The sequence below is a fragment of the Pseudomonas frederiksbergensis genome (assembly GCF_900105495.1).
GTDB classification, from domain to species: Bacteria; Pseudomonadota; Gammaproteobacteria; order Pseudomonadales; family Pseudomonadaceae; genus Aquipseudomonas; species Aquipseudomonas frederiksbergensis.
On the sequence record NZ_FNTF01000002.1, the window covers coordinates 6,014,496 to 6,037,472 of the forward strand.

Consider the following 22,977-nt stretch of genomic DNA (forward strand, 5'->3'; position numbering starts at 1 on the left):
GCGTGAGCGGGCAGCCTCTTCAGGGCGACAGTTAAAAAACCGTCTTATTGCTTGGCGGCAGCCAGCTGGGCAGCAACTTCTTCAGCGAAGTTGTCGACCGGCTTCTCGATGCCTTCGCCTACTTTGAAGTAGGTGAAAGAAACGATTTCAGCACCGGCTTTCTTGGCCAGTTCGCCAACCTTGATTTCAGGGTTCTTGACGAACGCCTGCTCAACCAGGCTCGCTTCAGCCAGGAACTTGCTGATACGGCCTTTGACCATGTTTTCAACGATGTTTTCTGGCTTGCCAGCGATCTTGTCAGCGTTGAGGGTCAGGAACACGCCTTTCTCGCGCTCGACCGCTTCAGCGGAAACTTCCGATGGCAGCAGGAATTCAGGGTTGGTGGCCGCTACGTGCATAGCGATGTCTTTGGCCAGCTCAACGGTGCCGCCTTTAAGAACAACCGCAACACCGATCTTGTTGCCGTGCAGGTAACCACCAACAACATCACCTTCAACGCGAGCCAGGCGACGGATGTTGACGTTTTCGCCAACCTTGCCGACCAGAACCAGGCGATCAGCTTCTTGAGCTTCGATCAGCGGAGCGACGTCAGTCAGTTTGTCAGCGAACGCTTTTTCAACGCTGCTGGCAACAAATGCCTTGAAGTCGTCCTGCAGGGCCAGGAAGTCGGTCTGCGAGTTCACTTCCAGCAGAACGGCGGTTTTACCGTCTTCTTTCAGAGCGATCGCGCCTTCAGCGGCAACGTTGCCAGCTTTCTTGGCAGCCTTGATGGCGCCCGAAGCACGCATGTCATCAATGGCTTTTTCGATGTCGCCGCCAGCCTTGGTCAAGGCCTTTTTGCAGTCCATCATGCCTTCGCCAGTACGCTCGCGCAGTTCTTTGACCAACGCTGCAGTAATCTCTGCCATTTCAAAATTCCTCTTGGATAGGTTTTCAACCATTCCACCCGATCGAACGGGCGATCAATTCTTCCCGAACCACCCTTGCTGACTGCTGCAGCTTACAAAGGCTGTAACTGCGCTGCCGACAAACGGTTTTCGAGGTGGCAAAAAGGGGGCCAAGCCCCCTTTTTGCTTACTGAGTCAACGCCTGGGCGTCAATTACTCAGCTGCTGCTACCGGAGCTTCTTCAACGAACTGCTCGGTGCCGCCAGCAACGTGGTTGCGACCGCGGATTACAGCGTCAGCCATCGAACCCATGTACAGCTGGATAGCGCGGATTGCGTCATCGTTGCCTGGGATGATGTAGTCAACGCCTTCCGGGCTGCTGTTGGTATCGACTACGCCGATAACCGGGATGCCCAGCTTGTTGGCTTCGGTGATCGCGATGCGCTCGTGATCAACGTCGATAACGAACAGTGCGTCTGGCAGACCGCCCATGTCCTTGATACCACCCAGGGAACGATCGAGCTTCTCAAGATCGCGAGTGCGCATCAGCGCTTCTTTCTTGGTCAGCTTGGCGAAAGTACCGTCTTCGGCTTGCACTTCAAGGTCACGCAGACGCTTGATGGAAGCACGGATGGTTTTGAAGTTGGTCAGCATGCCGCCCAACCAGCGGTGATCGACGTACGGCGAACCGCAACGTGCTGCTTCTTCAGCAACGATCTTGCCAGCGGAACGCTTGGTGCCGACGAACAGAATCTTGTTTTTGCCCTGGGCCAGGCGTTCTACGAAAGTCAGAGCTTCGTTGAACATTGGCAGGGTTTTTTCAAGGTTGATGATGTGGATCTTGTTACGCGCGCCGAAAATGTACTTACCCATTTTCGGGTTCCAGTAACGGGTCTGGTGACCGAAGTGCACACCGGCCTTCAGCATATCGCGCATGTTGACTTGGGACATGATAGTTCCTTAATAAGTCGGGTTTGGCCTCCACGTATCCCAATGACCAACCAGCAGCATCAGCTGAAGGCACCCAGGTCATCGTGTCGACACGTGTGTGGATTTAGGCTTTTCAGGGGATCCCCGGAAAGCGGCGCATTTTATATCACAAGGCAGAAAAAAACGGAACCCGGATTGTTAAATCCCGGCGCGTGCTTTGGTTCTGGCCCTTGGAATCCTCAAAGAATGCGCCATTCTATAAGGAGAAGCGATGCACAGAGGCTCAGATTTGCGCTGCTCGTCTGTTAGAATCGCGTTTTTCAGGGCCGCGAAGATCGATCGCGCAACGCCCATTTCGTTTTAGAAGGCGCCATCGAGCGCAGAGAGAGCCTGTATGACCGTCACCCTCAAAACCCCAGAGGACATCGCAAAAATGCGCATCGCCGGCAAACTGGCCGCCGATGTGCTGGAAATGATTGCCGAACATGTCAAGCCGGGCGTTACAACTGAAGAACTGGACCGCATCTGCCACGACTATATCGTCAATGAGCAGAAAGCCATCCCTGCCCCGCTCAACTACAAAGGCTTCCCGAAGTCGATCTGCACCTCGATCAACCATGTGGTCTGCCACGGCATCCCGAACGAGAAGCCGCTGAAGGATGGCGACACGCTGAACATCGACGTCACCGTCATCAAGGACGGCTACCACGGCGACACCAGCCGCATGTTCCATGTCGGTACCGTACCGGTCTGGGCCGAACGCCTGTCGCAAGTGACCCAGGAATGCATGTACAAGGCCATCGAAATCGTCAAACCCGGCTGCCGCCTGGGCGACATCGGTGAAGTGATCCAGAAGCACGCGGAAAAGAACGGTTTTTCCGTGGTTCGCGAATTCTGCGGTCACGGCATCGGCAAGGTATTCCACGAAGAGCCGCAGATCCTGCACTACGGCCGCGCGGGCACCGGCATGGAGCTGAAAGCGGGCATGACGTTCACCATCGAGCCGATGATCAACCAGGGCAAGGCCGACACCAAGGTTTTGGGCGACGGCTGGACCGCGATCACCAAGGACCGCAAGCTGTCGGCACAGTGGGAACACACCCTGCTGGTAACCGAAACCGGTTATGAGATCTTCACCCTGCGCGCCGACGACACCATCCCGCGCGTTTCGGCCTGATCCGGGCGCGCAGTTCCACAGCCTTATAGACAGGAAAGCCAATCGATGCCGCAGGTGGATCCAGAACTCTTCGACCGTGGCCAGTTCCAGGCTGAACTGGCCCTGAAGGCAAGCCCGATCGCAGCCTTCAAGAAAGCGATTCGCCAGGCCCGCGAGGTGCTCGACGAGCGTTTTCGCAGCGGCCGCGACATTCGCCGGTTGATCGAGGATCGCGCCTGGTTCGTCGATAACATCCTGCAAAAGGCCTGGGAGCAGTTCGATTGGAGCGAAGACGCCGACATCGCGCTGGTCGCGGTCGGCGGCTACGGTCGCGGGGAGTTGCACCCTTATTCCGACATCGATCTGCTGATCCTGCTGGACAGCGCAGATCACGAAGTTTTCCGAGATTCCATCGAGCGTTTTCTGACGCTGTTGTGGGACATCGGCCTTGAAGTGGGCCAGAGCGTTCGCTCCGTTGACGAATGCGTCCAAGAGGCCCGCGCCGACCTGACGGTCGTCACCAACCTGATGGAAAGCCGCACCATCTGCGGCCCCGAGCGCTTGCGCCAACGCATGCTGGACGTGACCAGCACCGCGCACATGTGGCCGAGCAAGGAATTCTTCCTGGCCAAACGCGCCGAGCAAAAGGCCCGTCACCACAAGTACAACGACACCGAATACAACCTGGAACCCAACGTCAAAGGCTCGCCCGGCGGCCTACGGGATATTCAGACGATTCTGTGGGTGGCCCGTCGTGAATACGGCACCCTGAACCTGCGGGCCCTGGCCGGCGAAGGGTTCCTGGTCGAGAGCGAAAACGCGCTGCTGGCCTCCTCCCAGGAATTCCTGTGGAAGGTTCGTTACGCCCTGCACATGCTCGCCGGCCGTTCCGAAGACCGCTTGCTGTTTGATCACCAGCGCACCATTGCCGGGCTGCTGGGATTCAAAGGTGATGACGCCAAGCAAGCCATCGAAAACTTCATGCAGCAGTATTACCGGGTGGTCATGAGCATTGCCCAGCTCAGCGACCTGATCATCCAGCACTTCGAGGAAGTCATCCTCGCGCCGGAAGATGAAGCGCCGCCGCAGCCGATCAACTCGCGATTCCAGCTGCACGACGGATACATCGAGGCGCGCAACGACAACGTGTTCCGTCGTACACCGTTCGCCATGCTGGAAATCTTCGTACTGATGGCCCAGCAGCCGGAAATCAAAGGCGTGCGCGCCGACACCATTCGTTTGCTGCGAGAAAACCGTCACCTGATCGACGATGATTTCCGCAACGACATCCGCAATACCAGCCTGTTCATCGAGCTGTTCAAGTGCAAGATCGGCATCCATCGCAACCTGCGCCGGATGAACCGTTACGGCATCCTCGGGCGCTACTTGCCGGAATTCGGTTTTATCGTCGGGCAGATGCAGCACGACCTGTTTCACATCTATACGGTCGATGCTCACACCCTGAACCTGATCAAACATCTGCGTAAGTTGCAGTACACCCAGGTGTCGGAAAAATTCCCGCTGGCCAGCAAGCTCATGGGCAAATTGCCCAAACCCGAGCTGATCTACCTGGCCGGCCTGTACCACGACATCGGCAAGGGCCGGCATGGTGATCACTCGGAAATCGGCGCCGTGGATGCCGAAGCCTTTTGCCAGCGCCACCAATTGCCCGTGTGGGACAGCCGCCTGATCGTCTGGCTGGTGCAGAACCATTTGCTGATGTCGACCACCGCCCAGCGCAAGGACCTGTCCGACCCGCAGGTCATCCACGATTTTGCGCAGATCGTCGGCGACGAAACCCACCTCGATTATCTGTACGTGCTGACGGTCGCCGACATCAACGCCACCAATCCGACGCTGTGGAATTCCTGGCGCGCCAGCCTGTTGCGCCAGCTCTACACCGAGACCAAGCGCGCCTTGCGTCGCGGCCTGGAAAACCCGGTGGACCGCGAAGAGCAGATTCGCCAGACCCAAAGCGCAGCGCTGGACATTCTGGTACGCGGCGGCACCGATCCGGACGACGTCGAGCAACTGTGGGCGCAATTGGGCGATGACTACTTCCTGCGTCACACCGCTGGCGACGTGGCCTGGCACAGCGACGCGATCCTCCAGCAGCCAGCCGACGGCGGTCCGCTGGTGCTGATCAAGGAAACCACCCAGCGCGAGTTCGAAGGCGGCACGCAGATCTTCATCTATGCGCCGGATCAGCACGACTTCTTCGCCGTGACCGTGGCCGCGATGGACCAGCTCAACCTGAACATTCACGACGCCCGGGTCATCACCTCCAGCAGCCAGTTCACCCTCGACACCTACATCGTGCTCGACACCGACGGCGACTCGATCGGTGATAACCCGGCGCGGGTCAAACAGATTCGCGACGGCCTGACCGAAGCCCTGCGCAACCCGGACGACTACCCGACCATCATTCAGCGTCGGGTACCGCGCCAGCTCAAGCATTTCGCGTTTGCGCCACAGGTGACGATCCACAACGACGCCCAGCGTCCGGTGACCGTGCTGGAGCTCAGCGCGCCCGATCGCCCGGGCCTGCTCGCACGCATCGGCACGATCTTTCTGGAGTTCGATTTGTCGCTGCAGAACGCCAAGATCGCCACCTTGGGCGAGCGCGTGGAAGACGTGTTCTTCATCACCGATGCGAACAACCAGCCGTTGTCCGATCCATTGCTGTGCAGCCGCTTGCAAGACGCGATCGTGGAACAGCTGACTGTCAATCAGGAATCAGAAATCAAACTGTCGCGTCTCAGTATCTGAATTAACAAAATTTCCCCCTGTGGGAATGGACTTCCAGTGGAGAGGGGCTTGTTGTGGCGAGGGGGCTCGCCCCCGTTGGGCTGCGAAGCGGCCCCAAAACCTGCATCGCGATGTATCAGACACACCGCATACAAAGGTTTTACGACTGCTGCGCAGCCGAACGGGGGCAAGCCCCCTCACCACACAAGCCCCCAACACCAGACTAGCCCTCCCACATTGAACGAGGCCCCCATGAACAACGCTTTGAACCAGTTGCAGCCTTACCCGTTCGAGAAGCTCCGCGCCCTGCTCGGCAGCGTCACGCCAAACCCGGACAAGCGTGCCATTGCGCTGTCCATTGGTGAGCCGAAACACAGCTCGCCAAGCTTTGTCGCCGAAGCCCTGGCAAGCAATCTGGACAAGATGGCCGTGTACCCGACCACCCTCGGCATTCCGGCCCTGCGCGAAGCCATCGCCGCGTGGTGCGAACGTCGTTTCAGCGTTCCGCTCGGCTGGCTCGACCCGGCGCGCAATGTGCTGCCGGTCAATGGCACTCGTGAAGCGTTGTTCGCGTTCACCCAGACCGTGGTCAACCGTGGCGACGATGCGCTGGTGGTCAGCCCGAACCCGTTCTATCAAATCTACGAGGGCGCCGCGTTCCTGGCCGGGGCCAAGCCGCATTACCTGCCGTGCCTGGACGAAAACGGCTTCAATCCGGATTTCGATGCGGTTTCACCGGACATCTGGAAACGCTGCCAGATCCTGTTCCTGTGCTCACCGGGCAACCCGACCGGCGCATTGATCCCGGTTGCAACCCTGAAAAAGCTGATCGCCCTGGCCGACGAATACGACTTCGTGATCGCCGCCGACGAGTGCTACAGCGAACTTTACTTCGATGAACAAACCCCGCCGGCCGGATTGCTCAGCGCTTGCGTGGAACTGGGCCGCCAGGACTTCAAGCGTTGCGTGGTGTTCCACAGCCTGTCCAAGCGTTCCAACCTTCCAGGCCTGCGCTCGGGTTTTGTGGCCGGTGATGCCGACATTCTCAAAGGCTTCCTGCTGTACCGCACCTACCACGGTTGCGCGATGCCGGTTCAGACCCAACTGGCCAGCGTTGCCGCATGGAATGACGAAGTGCACGTGCGCGCCAACCGTGCGTTGTATCGCGAAAAGTATGACGCGGTGCTGGAAATTCTCAGCCCGGTCATGGATGTGCAGCGCCCGGACGGCGGCTTTTACTTGTGGCCAAGTGTTGACGGTGATGACGAAGCGTTTTGCCGCGACCTGTTTGTCGAAGAGCATGTGACCGTCGTGCCAGGGTCTTATCTGTCCCGTGACGTCGACGGTGCAAATCCGGGCGCTGGTCGTGTACGCATGGCGTTAGTCGCGCCGTTGGCCGAATGCATAGAAGCCGCAGAACGAATTCGCGCGTTCATTACCCGTAACAAGTAATCTCCCGCCCGCACTGTGCAACGCAGTGCGGGCACACATTTATAACCGGTAACACTTCCCCCGAAATTAAAACTCACCGAACTGCAGAGCCCCCTTACTCTCAAGCAGCGCATTAGCGCGTATTCACCCCACTCACTTCAAGGAAGAAGTAGCCAATGAACAGTATTGAAGACTGCACCCTTATCCAATGGCCCGACGATCAACAAGCCTATGAAGCCGCCATCAACGAGAACCCAGAGAATGCCGGTACCGGCGGCGGTACTCGTCGCAAGCGCTCTCTAATCAATTACTCAAAGCTGTGGGCAAACGGACGCACGCTCAAGATCGCGTTTATCGACGGCCCCGATGATGAACACAAACAGAAGATCATCAAAGCAGCACGCCAATGGCTGCCCCATATCAATCTGAGCTTCGATTTCGTTGAAGGGCTCGACGGTGATATCCGGATCGCAACCAAAAACAACGACAACAGCTCAATGCTGGGCACTGACGCGTTATTGATCCATCCAGACTGGCCCACCATGAACCTGGGGGTCGAACCTGAACATGAAGATTTTGAAGTAATCGTGACTCATGAGTTTGGGCATGCTTTAGGCGCGATGCATGAACACCAACACCCGGAGGCCAACATTCCCTGGGATAAACCGAAGGTGTATGAGTTCTACCAGAATCGGGAAATGAATCCACTGACCAAAGAGCAAGTCGATAGAAACCTCTTTCAACCCTTCAATACAATCGAAGCGATTTATACGCCTTACGACAGAAAGTCGATCATGCACCACCCAGTCGCTAACACACTGACAGAGGGCGATTGGGAGTTACCTATCAACCGAAAGATCAGTAAAAAAGATAAAAAACTCATGAAGTTGCTTTATCCCAAACGTTAACAGTCAAGCGGTCCATCAAGTCGAGTGAGCCTCACCCCAAGATTGTCCTCATCTAAATCCGGTTCTTCCGAGACACCTCTCGCAGACGTCATCACCAGCGGGTGATGACGTCTGCGCTTGTCCCTTCCAAATGCTGCACCGTCACTCCGGCAATGTCCTGAGCGCATTCTCCAAGCCAATCGATAGCACTGAAGTGCCATATTCGCCGTCTAGACTGCGTGCGTACCGTTACACCCATGTCGCACGCAATAGCTGATCGCCATGACCTACAGACAAACCCGACCATCGCCGACGCGAAACCGTCCGGTCATGGCATAATCCGTCACCTTTTATTTTCAGCACCTGCAAAGGGGGCAATTCCTTGACCGTTTCAAGCAAAACGTTGCACCTTTTCGGCATCAAAGCCTGCGACACCATGAAAAAGGCGCGCACCTGGCTCGATGAACACGCTGTCAGCTATGACTTTCATGATTACAAAGCGGTCGGAATCGACCGTGAACACCTGACCCAATGGTGCGACGAGCACGGCTGGCAAGTGGTGTTGAACCGTGCAGGCACGACCTTTCGCAAGCTCGACGACGAACGCAAAGCCGATCTCGACCAGCCGAAAGCCATCGAACTGATGCTCGCACAACCCTCGATGATCAAGCGCCCGGTGCTTGATCTCGGTGACCGAACCCTGATTGGCTTCAAGCCAGATATCTACGCGGCAGCACTCAAGTAAGGCAGCCCGTTCCATTTTGTTAGAGGTATCAACATGTCCACTACCCTGTTCAGCCTGGCCTTTGGTGTCGGCACTCAAAACCGTCAAGGCGCATGGCTGGAAGTGTTTTACGCGCAGCCACTGCTCAACCCGTCGGCCGATTTGGTCGCTGCCATTGCGCCAATCCTGGGCTACACCGACGGCAATCAGGCCATCGCTTTCAGCACCGCCCAGGCCTCGCAACTGGCTGAGGCCCTGAAAAGCGTCGACGCTGCCCAGGCTGCCTTGCTGACCCGTCTGGCCGAGAGCCACAAGCCGCTGGTCGCGACCATTCTGGCCGAAGACGCTCAGTTGACCTCCACCCCTGAGGCCTACCTCAAGCTGCACCTGCTGTCCCATCGCCTGGTCAAGCCGCACGGCCTGAACCTGGCGGGTGTGTTCCCGTTGCTGCCGAACGTGGCATGGACCAGCCAGGGCGCAATCGACCTGGCCGAACTGGCCGAGCATCAACTGGAAGCCCGTCTGCGTGGCGAGCTGCTGGAAGTGTTCTCGGTGGACAAGTTCCCGAAAATGACCGACTACGTGGTTCCGGCCGGCGTGCGTATCGCTGACGCGGCACGTATTCGTCTGGGCGCCTACGTCGGCGAAGGCACCACCGTGATGCACGAAGGTTTCGTCAACTTCAACGCCGGCACCGAAGGCCCGGGCATGATCGAAGGCCGCGTTTCCGCTGGCGTATTCGTCGGCAAGGGTTCGGACCTGGGCGGCGGTTGCTCGACCATGGGCACCCTGTCGGGCGGCGGCAACATCGTGATCAAGGTTGGCGAAGGCTGCCTGATCGGCGCGAACGCCGGTATCGGCATTCCGTTGGGCGATCGCAACACCGTTGAGTCGGGCCTGTACGTGACCGCTGGTACCAAAGTGGCGCTGCTGGACGAAAACAACAAACTGGTCAAGGTCGTGAAGGCCCGAGAACTGGCCGGTCAGCCTGACCTGCTGTTCCGTCGCAATTCGGAGACCGGTGCCGTGGAATGCAAAACCCACAAATCGGCCATCGAACTGAACGAAGCGCTGCACGCTCACAACTAAGCAGAGCGTCAAACGATCACCTGACCTGTAGGAGCGAGGCTTGTTCGCGATGGGGCCCTTGAGGCCGCCAAAAGCATCGCGAGCAAGCTTTGCTCCTACAAGGTTCAGGCGTACACCCGCCCATGTTTAACAGGGCTCGATAGCATGATGATTGCCTCTCCCTGGCGCGCCGATTTTCCGGCAATCGCCGCATTGCAACGGCAAGACCAGACCTATCTGGACAACGCCGCCACCACGCAAAAACCTCAAGCCCTGCTGGATGCCCTGGCGCATTACTACGCCAACGGCGCGGCTAATGTGCATCGGGCGCAACACCTGCCCGGCGCCCACGCCACCCAGGCGTTCGAGGCCAGCCGCAGCAAAGTCGCCCATTGGCTCAATGCCGGCGATTGCGGGCAGATCATCTTTACCCACGGCGCAACGTCGGCGCTGAACCTCCTGGCTTATGGCCTGGAACATCTTTTCAATCCAGGCGATGAAGTTGTCATCACCGCCCTGGAGCATCACGCCAACCTGTTGCCATGGCAGCAACTGGCCCAGCGTCGCGACCTGAAGCTGGTGATCCTGCCTCTGGACGCCGACGGTTTGATCGACCTTGAAGCCGCCGCGCAGTTGATCGGTCCGCGAACCCGCTTGCTGGCGGTCAGTCAGTTGTCGAACGTGCTCGGCGCCTGGCAGCCGTTGCCCGCCCTCTTGACGATGGCCAAGGCGCATAACGCGCTGACCGTGGTCGATGGCGCCCAAGGCGTGGTGCATGGCCGGCATGACGTGCAGGCGTTGGGTTGCGACTTCTATGTGTTTTCCAGCCACAAGCTCTACGGCCCCGATGGACTGGGCGTGCTGTTCGGTCGCAATGAATCGCTTGAGCAGCTGCGCCATTGGCAGTTCGGCGGTGAAATGGTGCTGGATGCCGATTACCACAGCGCACGGTTCCGCCCGGCGCCACTGGGTTTTGAGGCAGGTACGCCGCCGATTGCCGGGGTGATTGGTTTGGGGGCGACGCTGGATTATCTTGCGGGGCTTGATCAGGACGCGGTTTGCGCCCATGAAGCAGCGCTGCATGACTATTTGCTCAAAGGCCTTGAAGCGCGCAACGGCATTCGGTTGCTGGGCAAGCCGCAACTGGCGCTGGCCAGTTTTGTCGTCGAGGGTGTGCATAACTCTGATCTTGCGCATTTGTTGACCGAACAGGGGATCGCGGTGCGCGCCGGTCATCACTGCGCCATGCCGTTGCTGAAAAGCTTTGAATTGGCCGGGGCGATTCGGGTGTCGTTGGCGTTGTACAACGATTCCGAAGATCTGGAACGGTTCTTTGAAGCGCTGGATCAGGCGCTGGAGTTGTTGCGATGAGCTTGCCTGCCGATGCGGTTGCGGCGCTGGAGGTTTTTCAGAATGCTGCCGGTTGGGAACAACGGGCGCGGCTGTTGATGCAGTGGGGCGACCGTCTGCCCGCCTTGAGCGATGTGGATAAAGTCGAGGCCAACCGCGTGCATGGCTGTGAAAGTCAGGTGTGGCTGATGGGCGCGCTGGATGACGGTCACTGGCAATTTGCCGCGAGCAGCGATGCGCGGTTGATTCGTGGGTTGGTGGCGTTGCTGCTGGCCCGGGTTAACGGGTTGTCAGCGGTTGAGTTGCAGCAGGTGGATCTGCCGGATTGGTTCAATCAGTTGGGGCTGAGCAGACAGCTGTCGCCGTCGCGCAGTAATGGCCTGAATGCCGTGCTACAGCGGATGCGTGAACTGGCCGCCTGACCGATCGTTCCCACGCTCTGCGTGGGAATGCCTCAAGGGACGCTCCGCGTTCCAGCTCCTGAAAGGGACGCGGAGCGCCCCGGGCTGCATTCCCACGCAGAGCGTGGGAACGATCAGGTTAGGCCGGTTTGATGCGATCGGCGGGGCGACGTACCCCGGCAACAATCTTATCCACAGCCTTGGTCGCCGCGACCATGCCAAACGTCGCCGTCACCATCATCACCGCACCGAACCCGCCGGCGCAGTCGAGCTTCACACCGTCACCGACAAAACTCTTCTGCAAGCAAATGCTGCCATCCGGTTTCGGGTAGCGCAGTTGTTCAGTGGAAAACACGCAGGGCACGCTGTAATGGCGGGTCACGGTGCGTGAGAAGTTGTAGTCCCGGCGCAAGGTCGAGCGCACTTTCGAAGCCAACGGATCATTGAAGGTCCGGTTCAAATCGCACACCTGAATCAATGTCGGATCAATCTGCCCGCCCGCACCACCAGTGGTGATGATCTGGATCTTGCGGCGCTTGCACCAGGCGATCAGCGCCGCCTTGGCATTCACGCTGTCGATGCAATCGATCACGCAGTCGATGTTCGGCGTGATGTACTCGGCCATGGTTTCCCGGGTGACGAAGTCCGCCACCGCATGCACGGTGCAGTCCGGGTTGATCCCGCGCAGGCGCTCGGCCATCACGTCAACCTTGGGTTTGCCGACGGTGCTGTCCAGCGCATGCAACTGACGGTTGGCGTTGCTGACGCAAACGTCGTCCAGGTCAAACAGCGAAATCTCGCCCACGCCACACCGGGCAATAGCTTCCGCCGCCCAGGAACCGACGCCACCGACGCCGACGATCGCCACATGGGCCGCGCGCAAACGCTCCAGGCCTTCGATGCCATACAAACGGGCGATGCCTGCAAACCGCGGATCTTCTGTACTCATGACCATTACCCCAAAAACCGGCGCGCATTATAGGGCCGTCAGCGGGCAAGAGCACCTTTGGGCTATGGACGGCAGTCTTGAGGGCTTCAATTGACGACAAATTTATTGGAATTGAGCTGCAGCGCCCAGGTCAAAGAACTTAAGTCGACTTGGATTGCCCAACGTCCGGACTTTCCCTGTCCGCTGTACGGTCAGTGAACGCCCGGTGTAGGATGCGCGCCCCCAGCCTCTTGGCAATCGGCCGCCGACCGTTCCTTCGTTCAGCAGCTCCTGGAACCTGAAATAGCTATGTCATCGCGTAAATTTGGACTCAACCTGGTCGTGGTGCTCGCCATCGCCGCCTTGTTTACCGGCTTCTGGGCGCTGATCAATCGCCCGGTCACCGCCCCCAACTGGCCTGAACAGATCTCCGGCTTTTCGTACTCGCCGTTCCAGCAAGGGCAGTACCCGCAAAAAGAGCAATACCCGACCGACGATGAAATGCGTCGCGATCTGGAGATCATGAGCAAGCTGACGGACAACATCCGTACTTACTCGGTCGATGGCAGCCTGGGTGATATTCCCAGGCTCGCCGAAGAGTTCGGTTTGCGCGTGACGCTGGGTATCTGGATCAGCCCGGACCTTGAACGCAACGAGCGTGAAATCCTGCGCGCCATCGACCTGGCCAAGACCTCCCGTAGCGTGGTTCGTGTAGTGGTCGGTAACGAGGCGATTTTTCGTAAGGAAATTACCGCCGCCGAACTGAGCGTGATCCTTGATCGCGTCCGCGCGGCCGTGAAAGTACCGGTGACGACCTCCGAGCAATGGCACATCTGGAAAGATAACCCGAGCCTGGCCAAGCACGTCGACCTGATCGCCGCCCACGTCCTGCCGTACTGGGAACATGTGCCGATGGAGCAGTCCGGACAGTTCGTCCTCGACCGCGCCCGCGACCTGAAAAAGATGTTCCCGAAAAAACCGCTGCTGCTGTCGGAAGTCGGCTGGCCGAGCAACGGCCGTATGCGCGGTGGCGCCGACGCGTCGCCGGCAGACCAGGCGATTTATCTGCGGACCTTGGTCAACAAGCTCAATCGCCAGGGTTTCAACTACTTCGTGATCGAAGCCTTTGACCAACCGTGGAAGGCCAGTGACGAAGGCTCCGTGGGCGCTTACTGGGGCGTGTTCAACGCCGCACGCCAGCAGAAATTCAACTTTGAAGGCCCGGTCGTTGCGATCCCGCAATGGCGCGTGCTGGCCATCGGTTCGGTAGTGTTGGCATTGCTGTCCCTGACCCTGCTGATGATCGACGGCTCGGCCTTGCGTCAGCGTGGCCGCACCTTCCTGACCTTCATCGCGTTCCTCTGTGGTTCGGTGCTGGTGTGGATCGGTTACGACTACAGCCAGCAATACAGCACTTGGTTCAGCCTGACGGTGGGCTTCTTGCTTGCCCTCGGCGCACTCGGGGTGTTTATCGTGCTGCTGACCGAGGCCCATGAACTGGCCGAAGCGGTCTGGACCCACAAACGCCGGCGCGAATTCCTGCCGGTGGTCGGCGATTCGGACTACCGACCGAAAGTATCGATTCACGTACCTTGCTACAACGAGCCGCCGGAGATGGTCAAACAGACCCTCAACGCCCTGGCCAACCTCGACTATCCGGACTTCGAAGTCCTGATCATCGACAACAACACCAAGGACCCGGCGGTCTGGGAACCGGTGCGCGACTATTGCGAAACCCTCGGCCCGCGCTTCAAGTTCTTCCACGTCGCGCCATTGGCCGGCTTCAAGGGTGGCGCGCTGAATTACCTGATTCCGCACACTGCCAAGGATGCCGAAGTCATTGCGGTGATCGACTCGGACTACTGCGTCGACCCGAACTGGCTCAAGCACATGGTGCCGCACTTCGCCGACCCGAAAATTGCTGTGGTGCAGTCGCCACAGGATTACCGCGACCAGAACGAAAGCACCTTCAAGAAGCTCTGCTACGCGGAATACAAAGGCTTCTTCCACATCGGCATGGTCACCCGTAACGACCGTGACGCGATCATTCAGCACGGCACCATGACCATGACCCGACGCTCGGTGCTCGAGGAACTGGGCTGGGCCGACTGGTGCATCTGTGAAGACGCCGAGTTGGGTCTGCGCGTGTTCGAAAAAGGCTTGTCAGCGGCGTATTACCACACCAGCTACGGCAAAGGCCTGATGCCCGATACCTTTATCGACTTCAAGAAACAGCGTTTCCGCTGGGCTTACGGTGCGATTCAGATCATCAAGCGTCACACCGCCAGCCTGCTGCGCGGCAAGGACACCGAGCTGACCCGTGGCCAGCGTTACCACTTCCTCGCGGGCTGGTTGCCGTGGGTCGCGGATGGCATGAACATCTTCTTCACCGTCGGCGCCCTGTTGTGGTCGGCGGCGATGATCATCGTGCCGCAGCGGGTCGATCCACCGTTGCTGATTTTCGCGATCCCGCCATTGGCGCTGTTCGTGTTCAAGGTGGGCAAGATCATCTTCCTTTACCGTCGCGCCGTTGGCGTGAACCTGAAGGATGCGTTCTGCGCGGCGCTGGCAGGGCTGGCGTTGTCGCACACCATCGCCAAAGCGGTGCTGTACGGCTTCTTCACCAGCAGCATTCCGTTCTTCCGCACCCCGAAAAACGCCGATAACCACGGCTTCTGGGTGGCGATTTCGGAGGCTCGCGAAGAAATGTTCATCATGCTGCTGCTGTGGAGCGCGGCGCTGGGGATTTTCGTGGTGAACGGCCTGCCGAGCAACGACATGCGCTTCTGGGTGACCATGTTGCTGGTGCAGTCGCTGCCGTACCTGGCGGCGCTGATCATGGCGTTCTTGTCTTCGCTGCCGAAACCGGCGGTCGAGGGCGAGACGGCACCGGCGGTCTAAATCGTTCCAGATGCACTAAACGGCGGCCAATGGCCGCCGTTTTGCTTTAAGATAACCGCCATTTTGCAGGGCTTGGCGTGATATACGGTCTTTCTGACCGTACTCAAAACCTGTGGGAGCGGGCTTGCTCGCTCCCACATAGCCCATGCCCAATTTCAAGCTTCCGGAGTTTTCCATGACGGCCCACGCCGACCTTTCGCCGACCCTTCAACTCGCCATCGACCTGATCCGCCGTCCCTCCGTGACGCCGATCGATGCCGATTGCCAGAAGCAGATGATGCAGCGCCTGGGCGATGCCGGTTTTATGCTGGAACCCATGCGCATCGAAGATGTGGATAACTTCTGGGCGACCCACGGTAAACACGACGGTCCGGTACTGTGCTTCGCCGGTCACACCGACGTGGTACCGACCGGCCCGGTGACCGCCTGGCAGATCGATCCGTTCAACGCGGTGATCGACGAACACGGCATGCTCTGCGGTCGCGGCGCGGCGGACATGAAAGGCAGCCTCGCTTCCATGACCGTGGCGGCCGAGCGCTTCGTCACCGACTACCCGGATCACAAAGGCAAGGTCGCTTTCCTGATCACCAGCGACGAAGAAGGCCCGGCGCACCACGGCACCAAAGCGGTGATCGAACGCCTTGCCGCCCGCAAGGAGCGTCTGGACTGGTGCATCGTCGGCGAACCGTCGAGCACCACCCTGGTGGGTGACGTGGTCAAGAACGGCCGTCGCGGCTCCCTCGGCGCCAAATTGACCGTGCGCGGCGTGCAGGGCCACGTGGCGTATCCGCATCTGGCGAAGAACCCGATCCACCTCGCGGCCCCGGCGTTGGCCGAACTGGCCGCCGAGCACTGGGACCACGGCAACGATTTCTTCCCGCCGACCAGCTTCCAGATCTCCAACGTGAATTCCGGCACTGGCGCGACCAACGTGATCCCGGGCGACCTGGTGGCGGTGTTCAACTTCCGCTTCTCCACCGAATCCACGGTTGAAGGCCTGCAAAAACGCGTCGCCGACATCCTCGACAAGCATGGCCTGGACTGGCACATCGACTGGGCGCTGTCCGGCCTGCCGTTCCTCACCGAACCGGGGGCATTGCTGGATGCCGTCGCGTCGAGCATCAAGGACATCACCGGGCGCGAAACCAAAGCTTCCACCAGTGGCGGCACCTCCGACGGGCGCTTCATCGCGACCATGGGTACGCAGGTGGTTGAACTGGGCCCGGTCAACGCGACGATCCATCAGGTCAACGAGCGCGTGCTGGCTGCCGACCTCGATGTGCTGACCGAAATCTACTACCAGACCCTGATCAAGTTGCTCGCCTGATGCTCGCCTGCCCGATCTGCAGTGAACCGCTGAACGCGGTGGACAACGGCGTGGCCTGCCCCGCCGGGCATCGTTTCGACCGTGCGCGCCAGGGTTACCTGAACCTGTTGCCGGTGCAGCACAAGAACAGCCGCGACCCTGGGGATAACCTGGCGATGGTCGAAGCCCGACGCGATTTTTTGAACGCCGGCCATTACGCGCCGGTGGCCAAGCGTCTGGCTGAACTGGCAGCGCAATACGCACCGCAGCGCTGGCTGGACATCGGTTGTGGCGAGGGTTACTACACCGCGCAAATCGCCGAGGCTTTGCCGAACGCCGACGGCTACGCGCTGGACATCTCCCGGGAAGCGGTCAAACGCGCCTGCAAACGCAACCCGCAGCTGACCTGGTTGATCGCCAGCATGGCGCGGATACCGTTGGCCTCCGGCAGCTGCCAGTTTCTCGCCAGCGTGTTCAGCCCTCTGGACTGGGAGGAAGCCAAGCGCCTGCTCAGCCCCGGCGGCGGCTTGATGAAAGTCGGGCCGACCAGCGGCCATCTGATGGAATTGCGCGAACGTCTGTACGACGAAGTGCGTGAATACACCGACGACAAGCATCTGGCTTTGGTGCCTGAAGGCATGACGCTGCAACACAGTGAAACCCTGGAGTTCAAACTGACGCTGGAAAAGGGTCAGGACCGTGCAAACCTGTTGGCCATGACGCCCCACGGCTGGCGCGCCAGTGCTGAACGCCGGGCGGCGGTCATCGAACAGGTCGAGCCGTTCGAGGTCACTGTTTCGATGCGCTACGATTACTTCGTACTTCAATAATTTTTAATTTTTTGGTCTTCGGCATTTGCCCTAGGCCGGCTAAATCCGCGAATGGATTTTTCAGACCCGCAGTGAGGACATCCATGCGCCAACCCGATATCGAGATTTACCTGAAAGACGCCGACGTCGACTACAAGGCCGTCGCGGCCTGGCTCGGCACTGCTTTGGGCCCATGCACCGACTGGGTCCAGAAAGGCCAGACCTACAAGTGCAAGGCCGGCAACGTGTCGGTCACCTGGTTGCCGAAAGCCGTGGGCAAATGGAACAGCCTGTTCCTGGACAGCGACCAGACCCCGTGGGAAGACGACATCGCCTGCGCCCGCGCCGCGTTTGCCGCGCTGAACGTCGAAGTGCGTTGCGCACCGGGTAGCTGGGTCGAGGAAGAAGGTGAAGAGACAGCGGATCGCTGGATGCGCATCAGCGCGGACGGTGAAGAAGAAATCACCTGGAAAACCGCTTAAATCCGTACAACGGACCTGTGGGAGCGGGCTTGCCCGCGATTGCGGTTTGTCAGTCACATCATTGTTGGATGTGCCGCCGTCATCGCGGGCAAGCCACGCTCCCACAGGGTGTTGTGTGATTTTGAAGGGTTGTGTTTACAAGCCTACAACGTCTTCAGCCTGCAAGCCCTTCTCGCCGGTCACCACGCCATATTCCACCTGCTGACCTTCGGCCAACGAGCGATGCCCCTCGCCGCGGATTGCGCGGTAATGCACGAACACGTCCACCCCGTCCTCGCGCTGAATGAAGCCGTAGCCCTTGGCATCGTTGAACCACTTCACATTGCCGGTTTCGCGCGTAGCCATGTCAGTACCCCCTTGTTTTTATTTTGAACGGCCGAGTATATGACAGTCGTGAAAACTCTCAACTCAACTTTACTTAGCTGCTTTTTTGCCGATTTTCGGCGAATACGGCACACTATCGGCCGCCCAAGCGATTGCTTGGTTTTGTTCACTCACGCAGAAGCCGTATGACCCGTTCCCCGTTCCGCCGTCTTGTGTTTGGCACCCTGCGCCGACTGCTCTACCTCTGGGTTCGCTCGGAGACGATCAATCAGTCGTCGTTCACCCTCAACCTCGACCGCAGCCGCCCGGTGTTCTACGTCCTGCAAAATCCTTCACTGACCGACCTCGCCGTGGTCGACACCGAATGCAGCAAGGCCGGCCTGCCGCGCCCGGTGTTGCCGGTTTCAGTAGGTACGCTGGAAGAACCCGCCGCGTTCTTTTACCTGACGCCGGAGCCAGACTGGATCGGCCGCCAGGACAAACGCGGCGCGCCGCCGACCCTCACCCGCCTGGTCAGCGCCCTCAGCCAGAACGCCGCCGAAGATGCGCAGATCATTCCGGTCAGCGTGTTCTGGGGCCAGTCGCCGGACAGCGAATCGAGCCCGTGGAAGCTGCTCTTCGCCGACAGCTGGGCGGTCACCGGACGCCTGCGTCGGTTGCTGAGCATCATTGTGCTGGGGCGCAAGACCCGCGTTCAGTTCTCCGCGCCGATCCATTTGCGCGAGCTGATCGACCACAACAAGGGCCACGAGCGCACCGTGCGCATGGCCCAGCGAATTCTGCGGGTGCACTTCCGCAACCTGAAAGCCGCGGTGATCGGCCCGGACATTTCCCACCGCCGCAACCTGGTCAAAGGCCTGCTCAATCAGCCCTTGGTCAAGCAAGCGATCCTCGACGAAGCCGAGCGTGAAAACATCTCCCCGGAGAAAGCCAAGGCCCAGGCCCTGCGCTACGGCAACGAGATCGCCTCCGACTACACCTACACCGCGATCCGCTTTCTGGAAGTGGTGCTGAGCTGGTTCTGGAACAAGATCTACGACGGGATCAAGGTCAACCACATCGAAGGCGTGCAGAAGGTCGCCCAGGGTCACGAAGTGATCTATGTGCCGTGCCATCGCAGTCACATCGACTACCTGCTGCTGTCCTATCTGCTGTTCCGCAATGGCCTGACCCCGCCGCACATTGCCGCCGGGATCAACCTCAACATGCCAGTGATCGGCAGCCTGCTGCGCCGTGGCGGTGCGTTCTTCATGCGCCGCACCTTCAAGGGCAACCCGCTCTACACCTCAGTGTTCAACGAATACCTGCACACCCTGTTTACCAAAGGCTTCCCGGTGGAGTACTTCGTCGAGGGTGGCCGTTCGCGCACCGGGCGCATGCTGCAACCGAAAACCGGCATGCTGGCGATCACCCTGCGCAGCTTCCTGCGTTCGTCACGGATGCCGATCGTTTTCATCCCGGTCTACATCGGTTACGAGCGTGTGCTGGAAGGCCGGACCTACCTTGGCGAACTGCGTGGCGCGACCAAGAAGAAAGAATCGATTTTCGACATCTTCAAAGTCATCGGCGCGCTCAAGCAGCGCTTCGGCCAGGTCGCGGTGAACTTCGGCGAGCCGATCAAACTGGCGGAATTCCTCGACAGCGAGCAGCCGGACTGGCGTCAACAGGAACTCGGTCCGCAATTCAAACCGGCCTGGCTCAACGAAACCACCAACCGCCTCGGCGAGAAAGTCGCGCAACACCTGAACGAGGCGGCGGCAATCAACCCGGTCAACCTGGTGGCCCTGGCGCTACTGTCCACCAGCCGTCTCGCGCTGGATGATCGTGCGATGGCGCGCGTCCTCGATCTGTACCTGGCACTGCTGCGCAAGGTCCCGTATTCGCCGCACACCACGTTGCCCGAAGGTAACGGCCGCGCGTTGATCGAGCATGTGAAGGACATGGATTTGCTGTCCGAGCAGAGCGATGCCCTGGGCAAGATTTTGTATCTGGACGAACAAAACGCCGTCCTGATGACCTACTACCGCAACAATGTTTTGCACATCTTCGCCTTGCCGGCGCTGCTGGCGAGCTTCTTCCAGAGTGCCTCGCGCATGAGCCGCGAACAGATCCTGCGCTACACCCGCGCGCTGTATCCGTACCTGCAATCGGAGCTGTTCATTCGCTGGTCGCTGGACGAACTGGATGCGGTGATCGATCAATGGCTCGAAGCCTTCGTCGAGCAAGGTCTGCTTCGCTTCGAGAACGACGTCTACCTGCGGCCGGCGCCGAGCTCGCGGCATTTCGTGCTGCTGACCCTGCTGTCGAAAAGCATCGCCCAGACCCTGCAACGCTTCTACATGACGGTCTCGCTGCTGCTCAACAGCGGTCAGAACAGCATCAGCGCCGAAGAGCTGGAAGACTTGTGCACGGTCATGGCCCAGCGCCTGTCGATCCTCCATGGCCTCAACGCCCCGGAGTTTTTCGACAAGAGCCTGTTCCGCCACTTCATCCAGACTCTGCTCGACCTCGACGTGCTCAAGCGCGACGAAGCCGGCAAGCTGAGCTATCACGAACTGCTCGGCGAACTGGCCGAAGGTGCGGCCAAGCGAGTGCTGCCAGCGGAGATTCGCTTGTCGATTCGTCAAGTTGCGTTGCATCGCAGTGAAGATGCGGCGGATCAAGTTTAGTTGAGATTAGCTGTAACTTTCTGACAATGATTATAAGAACAAGGATGTTTTTATAATCACCCAGTTATGAATTAATAAAGACCCTCTACAACTAATCCCGATACGGATATCGCGATGAACCCATTAGAAAACACCACCCCACATGTAACCCTCACCTTTAGTTTGCCTGAAGACTATCTGCCGCCCAGCGGGGGGGCGAAGGCGAAACTTATATAAGCGTTCATACCGCAAACTCTTCCACCCCCATCAAAGTGGCGCAATCTCGTGAACCCGTACTGCGCAGTGGGCGCTGGAACTTTTACTTTGCACACAACTATTCCGATGTCAGCGTTAAATACCTTGTCACCGTCAACATGACCCACAACGGCGCTCCACTGCTGATTGACCTGGACTACTTCGTGATCGTCCACCGTGCGCCGCACCGACAAACCCTTCACCTTAGCCCCATCGGCCGCCTCTATCTCCAGGCACAGGAACCTCGGGCAGTACAACCTGAACACGCAGTGACTGTTGTCGCCCACGAACACGACGATACGGCTGCACAACTGACGCAAATACATATCAGCGAAAAAATGGCGGAGGCGTTTTATCTGGAATACGATCCGGACACTGTCGTACCCGGCAAGCGCTATACGCTGGCAGCCACTGAAAATGAGTACCACAATTCAATTACGGTCTATCCAGGATCCGTTGTATTGAAACCCTTTAGTAGAACCTGAAAAAAGCGTTTATCAAAAGATTCATGGGGAGAAATCACCGGGAAAATCCGTTAAATTGCTGTTGGCGCTCGTCTACTTCGGGCGCCAACGACAGGGATTCAACTCATGAAAAAACGCTCGCTTCTAGGGCTTACGGCTCTACTCGCTGCCTGCCAATCAATACAACCTGCTGCGAAAACCAGCCTCAATGGCGAAGTGTTCTACCTGCAACGCATCGCCCTGCCGCCGAGTGCGACCTTAAGCGTCAGCTTGCAGGACGTTTCCCTGGCCGACGCGCCCGCCGTGGTCCTCGACGAACACAAAGGCCCGGTCAAAGGCCAGGTGCCGCTGCCGTTTCATCTGAGTTACGATCCAACGCAGGTCAAACCGGGCCATCGTTATTCGGTCAGCGCACGGATCGAAGTGAATGGCGAACTGATGTTCATCACCACCGAACATCACGCCGTTCAGCTGGATGGCAGCGATCCGCAGCCACTGAAAATCCGCGTCGACGCCGCCCGCTAACTTTCTATTTTGAACAAGGAAGCTGCCATGTTCCGTCCTACCCTTCGCTTCGCCGGCCTGTGCGCAGGCTTGATGATCTCCGCCAGCGCCCTGGCACTGTCGCTCAACGACCTGTCCCAACAAGACGCCACCGGCGGCCTCAAGGATGCCCTGACCCAAGGTGCGCAACTGGCCGTGAAACAACTCGGCACGCCGGGCGGCTTCAGCAACAACCCGGACGTGAAAATCGAATTGCCGGGCAAACTGGGCAAAGTCGCCAGCAAGATGAAACAGTTCGGCATGGGCGCCCAGGTCGATCAGCTGGAAACCAGCATGAACAAAGCGGCTGAAACCGCGGTGACGCAAGCCCAGCCGATCCTGGTGGACGCGGTGAAGAAGATGAGCGTGGAGGACGCCAAGGGCATTCTCAGCGGCGGCAAGGACTCGGCCACGCAGTACCTGAGCAAAACCAGCCGCGAACAGATCCGCGTCAAGTTCCTGCCGATCGTCAAGCAAGCCACCGACCAGGTGGGCCTGGCCAAGCAGTACAACTCGTTCGCCGGGCAAGCCGCGACGCTGGGTGTGGTGGATGCGAAGAACGCCAACATCGAAAGCTACGTGACCGAGCAGGCGTTGAACGGTTTGTTCGAAATGATTGGTAAACAGGAAGAAACCATTCGCCAGAATCCTGCGGCGGCAGCGACCAGTTTGGCGAAGAAGGTGTTTGGCACCCTCTAGTACTCTCTCCCGCTGATCATTCACACGCTCTGCGTG

At 59.0% G+C, this 22,977-nt stretch carries 20 protein-coding genes; 16 read left to right on the forward strand and 4 right to left on the reverse strand.

The window, feature by feature from the left end:
* Positions 1 to 44: 44 nt before the first annotated feature.
* Together tsf and rpsB are read right to left on the reverse strand one after the other, a co-directional pair.
* Entirely contained in the window at positions 45 to 908 is an 864-nt protein-coding gene (gene tsf, locus BLW70_RS28270) for a translation elongation factor Ts (RefSeq protein WP_010462832.1), read from the reverse strand.
* 192 nt (positions 909 to 1,100) lie between these two features.
* A complete protein-coding gene (gene rpsB, locus BLW70_RS28275; RefSeq protein ID WP_003219330.1) occupies positions 1,101 to 1,838 on the reverse strand; it encodes a 30S ribosomal protein S2 in 738 nt (245 codons plus the stop codon).
* Between the two features lie 373 nt (positions 1,839 to 2,211).
* Between rpsB and map the strand changes: the two genes are divergently transcribed.
* The 8 genes from map to BLW70_RS28315 all read left to right on the forward strand — a co-directional run bounded on the left by map (position 2,212) and on the right by BLW70_RS28315 (position 11,603).
* On the forward strand, positions 2,212 to 2,994 hold the full coding sequence (gene map / locus BLW70_RS28280; protein ID WP_074879701.1) for a type I methionyl aminopeptidase: 783 nt from the start codon (positions 2,212 to 2,214) through the stop codon (positions 2,992 to 2,994).
* A gap of 45 nt (positions 2,995 to 3,039) precedes the next feature.
* A complete protein-coding gene (locus tag BLW70_RS28285; RefSeq protein WP_074879704.1) occupies positions 3,040 to 5,742 on the forward strand; it encodes a [protein-PII] uridylyltransferase in 2,703 nt (900 codons plus the stop codon).
* A 231-nt stretch (positions 5,743 to 5,973) separates the two neighbouring features.
* Positions 5,974 to 7,173, forward strand: coding sequence for a succinyldiaminopimelate transaminase (gene dapC / locus BLW70_RS28290; protein WP_074879707.1), 1,200 nt, complete (start codon positions 5,974 to 5,976; stop codon positions 7,171 to 7,173).
* Positions 7,174 to 7,328: 155 nt separating this feature from the next.
* A complete protein-coding gene (locus tag BLW70_RS28295) occupies positions 7,329 to 8,060 on the forward strand; it encodes a M12 family metallopeptidase (protein WP_074879710.1) in 732 nt (243 codons plus the stop codon).
* A gap of 361 nt (positions 8,061 to 8,421) precedes the next feature.
* Positions 8,422 to 8,784 carry an ArsC family reductase gene (locus tag BLW70_RS28300; RefSeq protein ID WP_059407789.1) on the forward strand — a complete coding sequence of 121 codons (363 nt, stop codon included), beginning with the start codon at positions 8,422 to 8,424 and terminating at the stop codon, positions 8,782 to 8,784.
* Positions 8,785 to 8,817: 33 nt separating this feature from the next.
* A complete protein-coding gene (gene dapD, locus BLW70_RS28305; protein ID WP_074879716.1) occupies positions 8,818 to 9,852 on the forward strand; it encodes a 2,3,4,5-tetrahydropyridine-2,6-dicarboxylate N-succinyltransferase in 1,035 nt (344 codons plus the stop codon).
* A gap of 144 nt (positions 9,853 to 9,996) precedes the next feature.
* The gene (locus tag BLW70_RS28310) at positions 9,997 to 11,202 is read left to right on the forward strand and encodes an aminotransferase class V-fold PLP-dependent enzyme (protein ID WP_074879720.1); all 1,206 of its coding nucleotides are present in this window, start codon (positions 9,997 to 9,999) and stop codon (positions 11,200 to 11,202) included.
* Positions 11,199 to 11,603, forward strand: a complete 405-nt coding sequence (locus BLW70_RS28315; protein ID WP_074879723.1) for a SufE family protein — start codon at positions 11,199 to 11,201, stop codon at positions 11,601 to 11,603. Before BLW70_RS28310 ends, BLW70_RS28315 begins: the two co-directional genes overlap by 4 nt.
* A gap of 118 nt (positions 11,604 to 11,721) precedes the next feature.
* Here BLW70_RS28315 and tcdA read toward each other — a convergent pair whose 3' ends face one another.
* The gene (gene tcdA, locus BLW70_RS28320; RefSeq protein ID WP_162493962.1) at positions 11,722 to 12,531 is read right to left on the reverse strand and encodes a tRNA cyclic N6-threonylcarbamoyladenosine(37) synthase TcdA; all 810 of its coding nucleotides are present in this window, start codon (positions 12,529 to 12,531) and stop codon (positions 11,722 to 11,724) included.
* 288 nt (positions 12,532 to 12,819) lie between these two features.
* Here tcdA and BLW70_RS28325 point away from each other — a divergent pair, with 288 nt between their 5' ends.
* The 4 genes from BLW70_RS28325 (at position 12,820) to BLW70_RS28340 (ending at position 18,008) form a co-directional block, all read left to right on the forward strand.
* Entirely contained in the window at positions 12,820 to 15,411 is a 2,592-nt protein-coding gene (locus BLW70_RS28325; protein WP_074879729.1) for a glycosyltransferase, read from the forward strand.
* 175 nt (positions 15,412 to 15,586) lie between these two features.
* On the forward strand, positions 15,587 to 16,738 hold the full coding sequence (gene dapE, locus BLW70_RS28330) for a succinyl-diaminopimelate desuccinylase (RefSeq protein ID WP_074879732.1): 1,152 nt from the start codon (positions 15,587 to 15,589) through the stop codon (positions 16,736 to 16,738).
* Complete coding sequence (locus BLW70_RS28335) at positions 16,738 to 17,547, forward strand: putative RNA methyltransferase (protein WP_074879735.1); 810 nt, start codon at positions 16,738 to 16,740, stop codon at positions 17,545 to 17,547. The genes dapE and BLW70_RS28335 overlap by 1 nt, the downstream gene beginning before the upstream one ends.
* Positions 17,548 to 17,630: 83 nt before the next feature.
* A complete protein-coding gene (locus BLW70_RS28340; RefSeq protein WP_074879738.1) occupies positions 17,631 to 18,008 on the forward strand; it encodes a hypothetical protein in 378 nt (125 codons plus the stop codon).
* A 135-nt stretch (positions 18,009 to 18,143) separates the two neighbouring features.
* Here BLW70_RS28340 and BLW70_RS28345 read toward each other — a convergent pair whose 3' ends face one another.
* Positions 18,144 to 18,353: a cold-shock protein gene (locus BLW70_RS28345; protein WP_008146705.1), complete on the reverse strand. Its 210-nt coding sequence runs from the start codon at positions 18,351 to 18,353 to the stop codon at positions 18,144 to 18,146.
* A 164-nt stretch (positions 18,354 to 18,517) separates the two neighbouring features.
* Here BLW70_RS28345 and plsB point away from each other — a divergent pair, with 164 nt between their 5' ends.
* The 4 genes from plsB (at position 18,518) to BLW70_RS28365 (ending at position 22,941) form a co-directional block, all read left to right on the forward strand.
* The gene (gene plsB / locus BLW70_RS28350; RefSeq protein ID WP_074879742.1) at positions 18,518 to 21,001 is read left to right on the forward strand and encodes a glycerol-3-phosphate 1-O-acyltransferase PlsB; all 2,484 of its coding nucleotides are present in this window, start codon (positions 18,518 to 18,520) and stop codon (positions 20,999 to 21,001) included.
* A gap of 353 nt (positions 21,002 to 21,354) precedes the next feature.
* The gene (locus BLW70_RS30590) at positions 21,355 to 21,720 is read left to right on the forward strand and encodes a hypothetical protein (RefSeq protein WP_139273427.1); all 366 of its coding nucleotides are present in this window, start codon (positions 21,355 to 21,357) and stop codon (positions 21,718 to 21,720) included.
* A 105-nt stretch (positions 21,721 to 21,825) separates the two neighbouring features.
* The gene (locus tag BLW70_RS28360) at positions 21,826 to 22,224 is read left to right on the forward strand and encodes a YbaY family lipoprotein (RefSeq protein WP_074879748.1); all 399 of its coding nucleotides are present in this window, start codon (positions 21,826 to 21,828) and stop codon (positions 22,222 to 22,224) included.
* Positions 22,225 to 22,251: 27 nt separating this feature from the next.
* Entirely contained in the window at positions 22,252 to 22,941 is a 690-nt protein-coding gene (locus BLW70_RS28365; protein WP_074879751.1) for a DUF4197 domain-containing protein, read from the forward strand.
* Positions 22,942 to 22,977 lie beyond the last annotated feature (36 nt).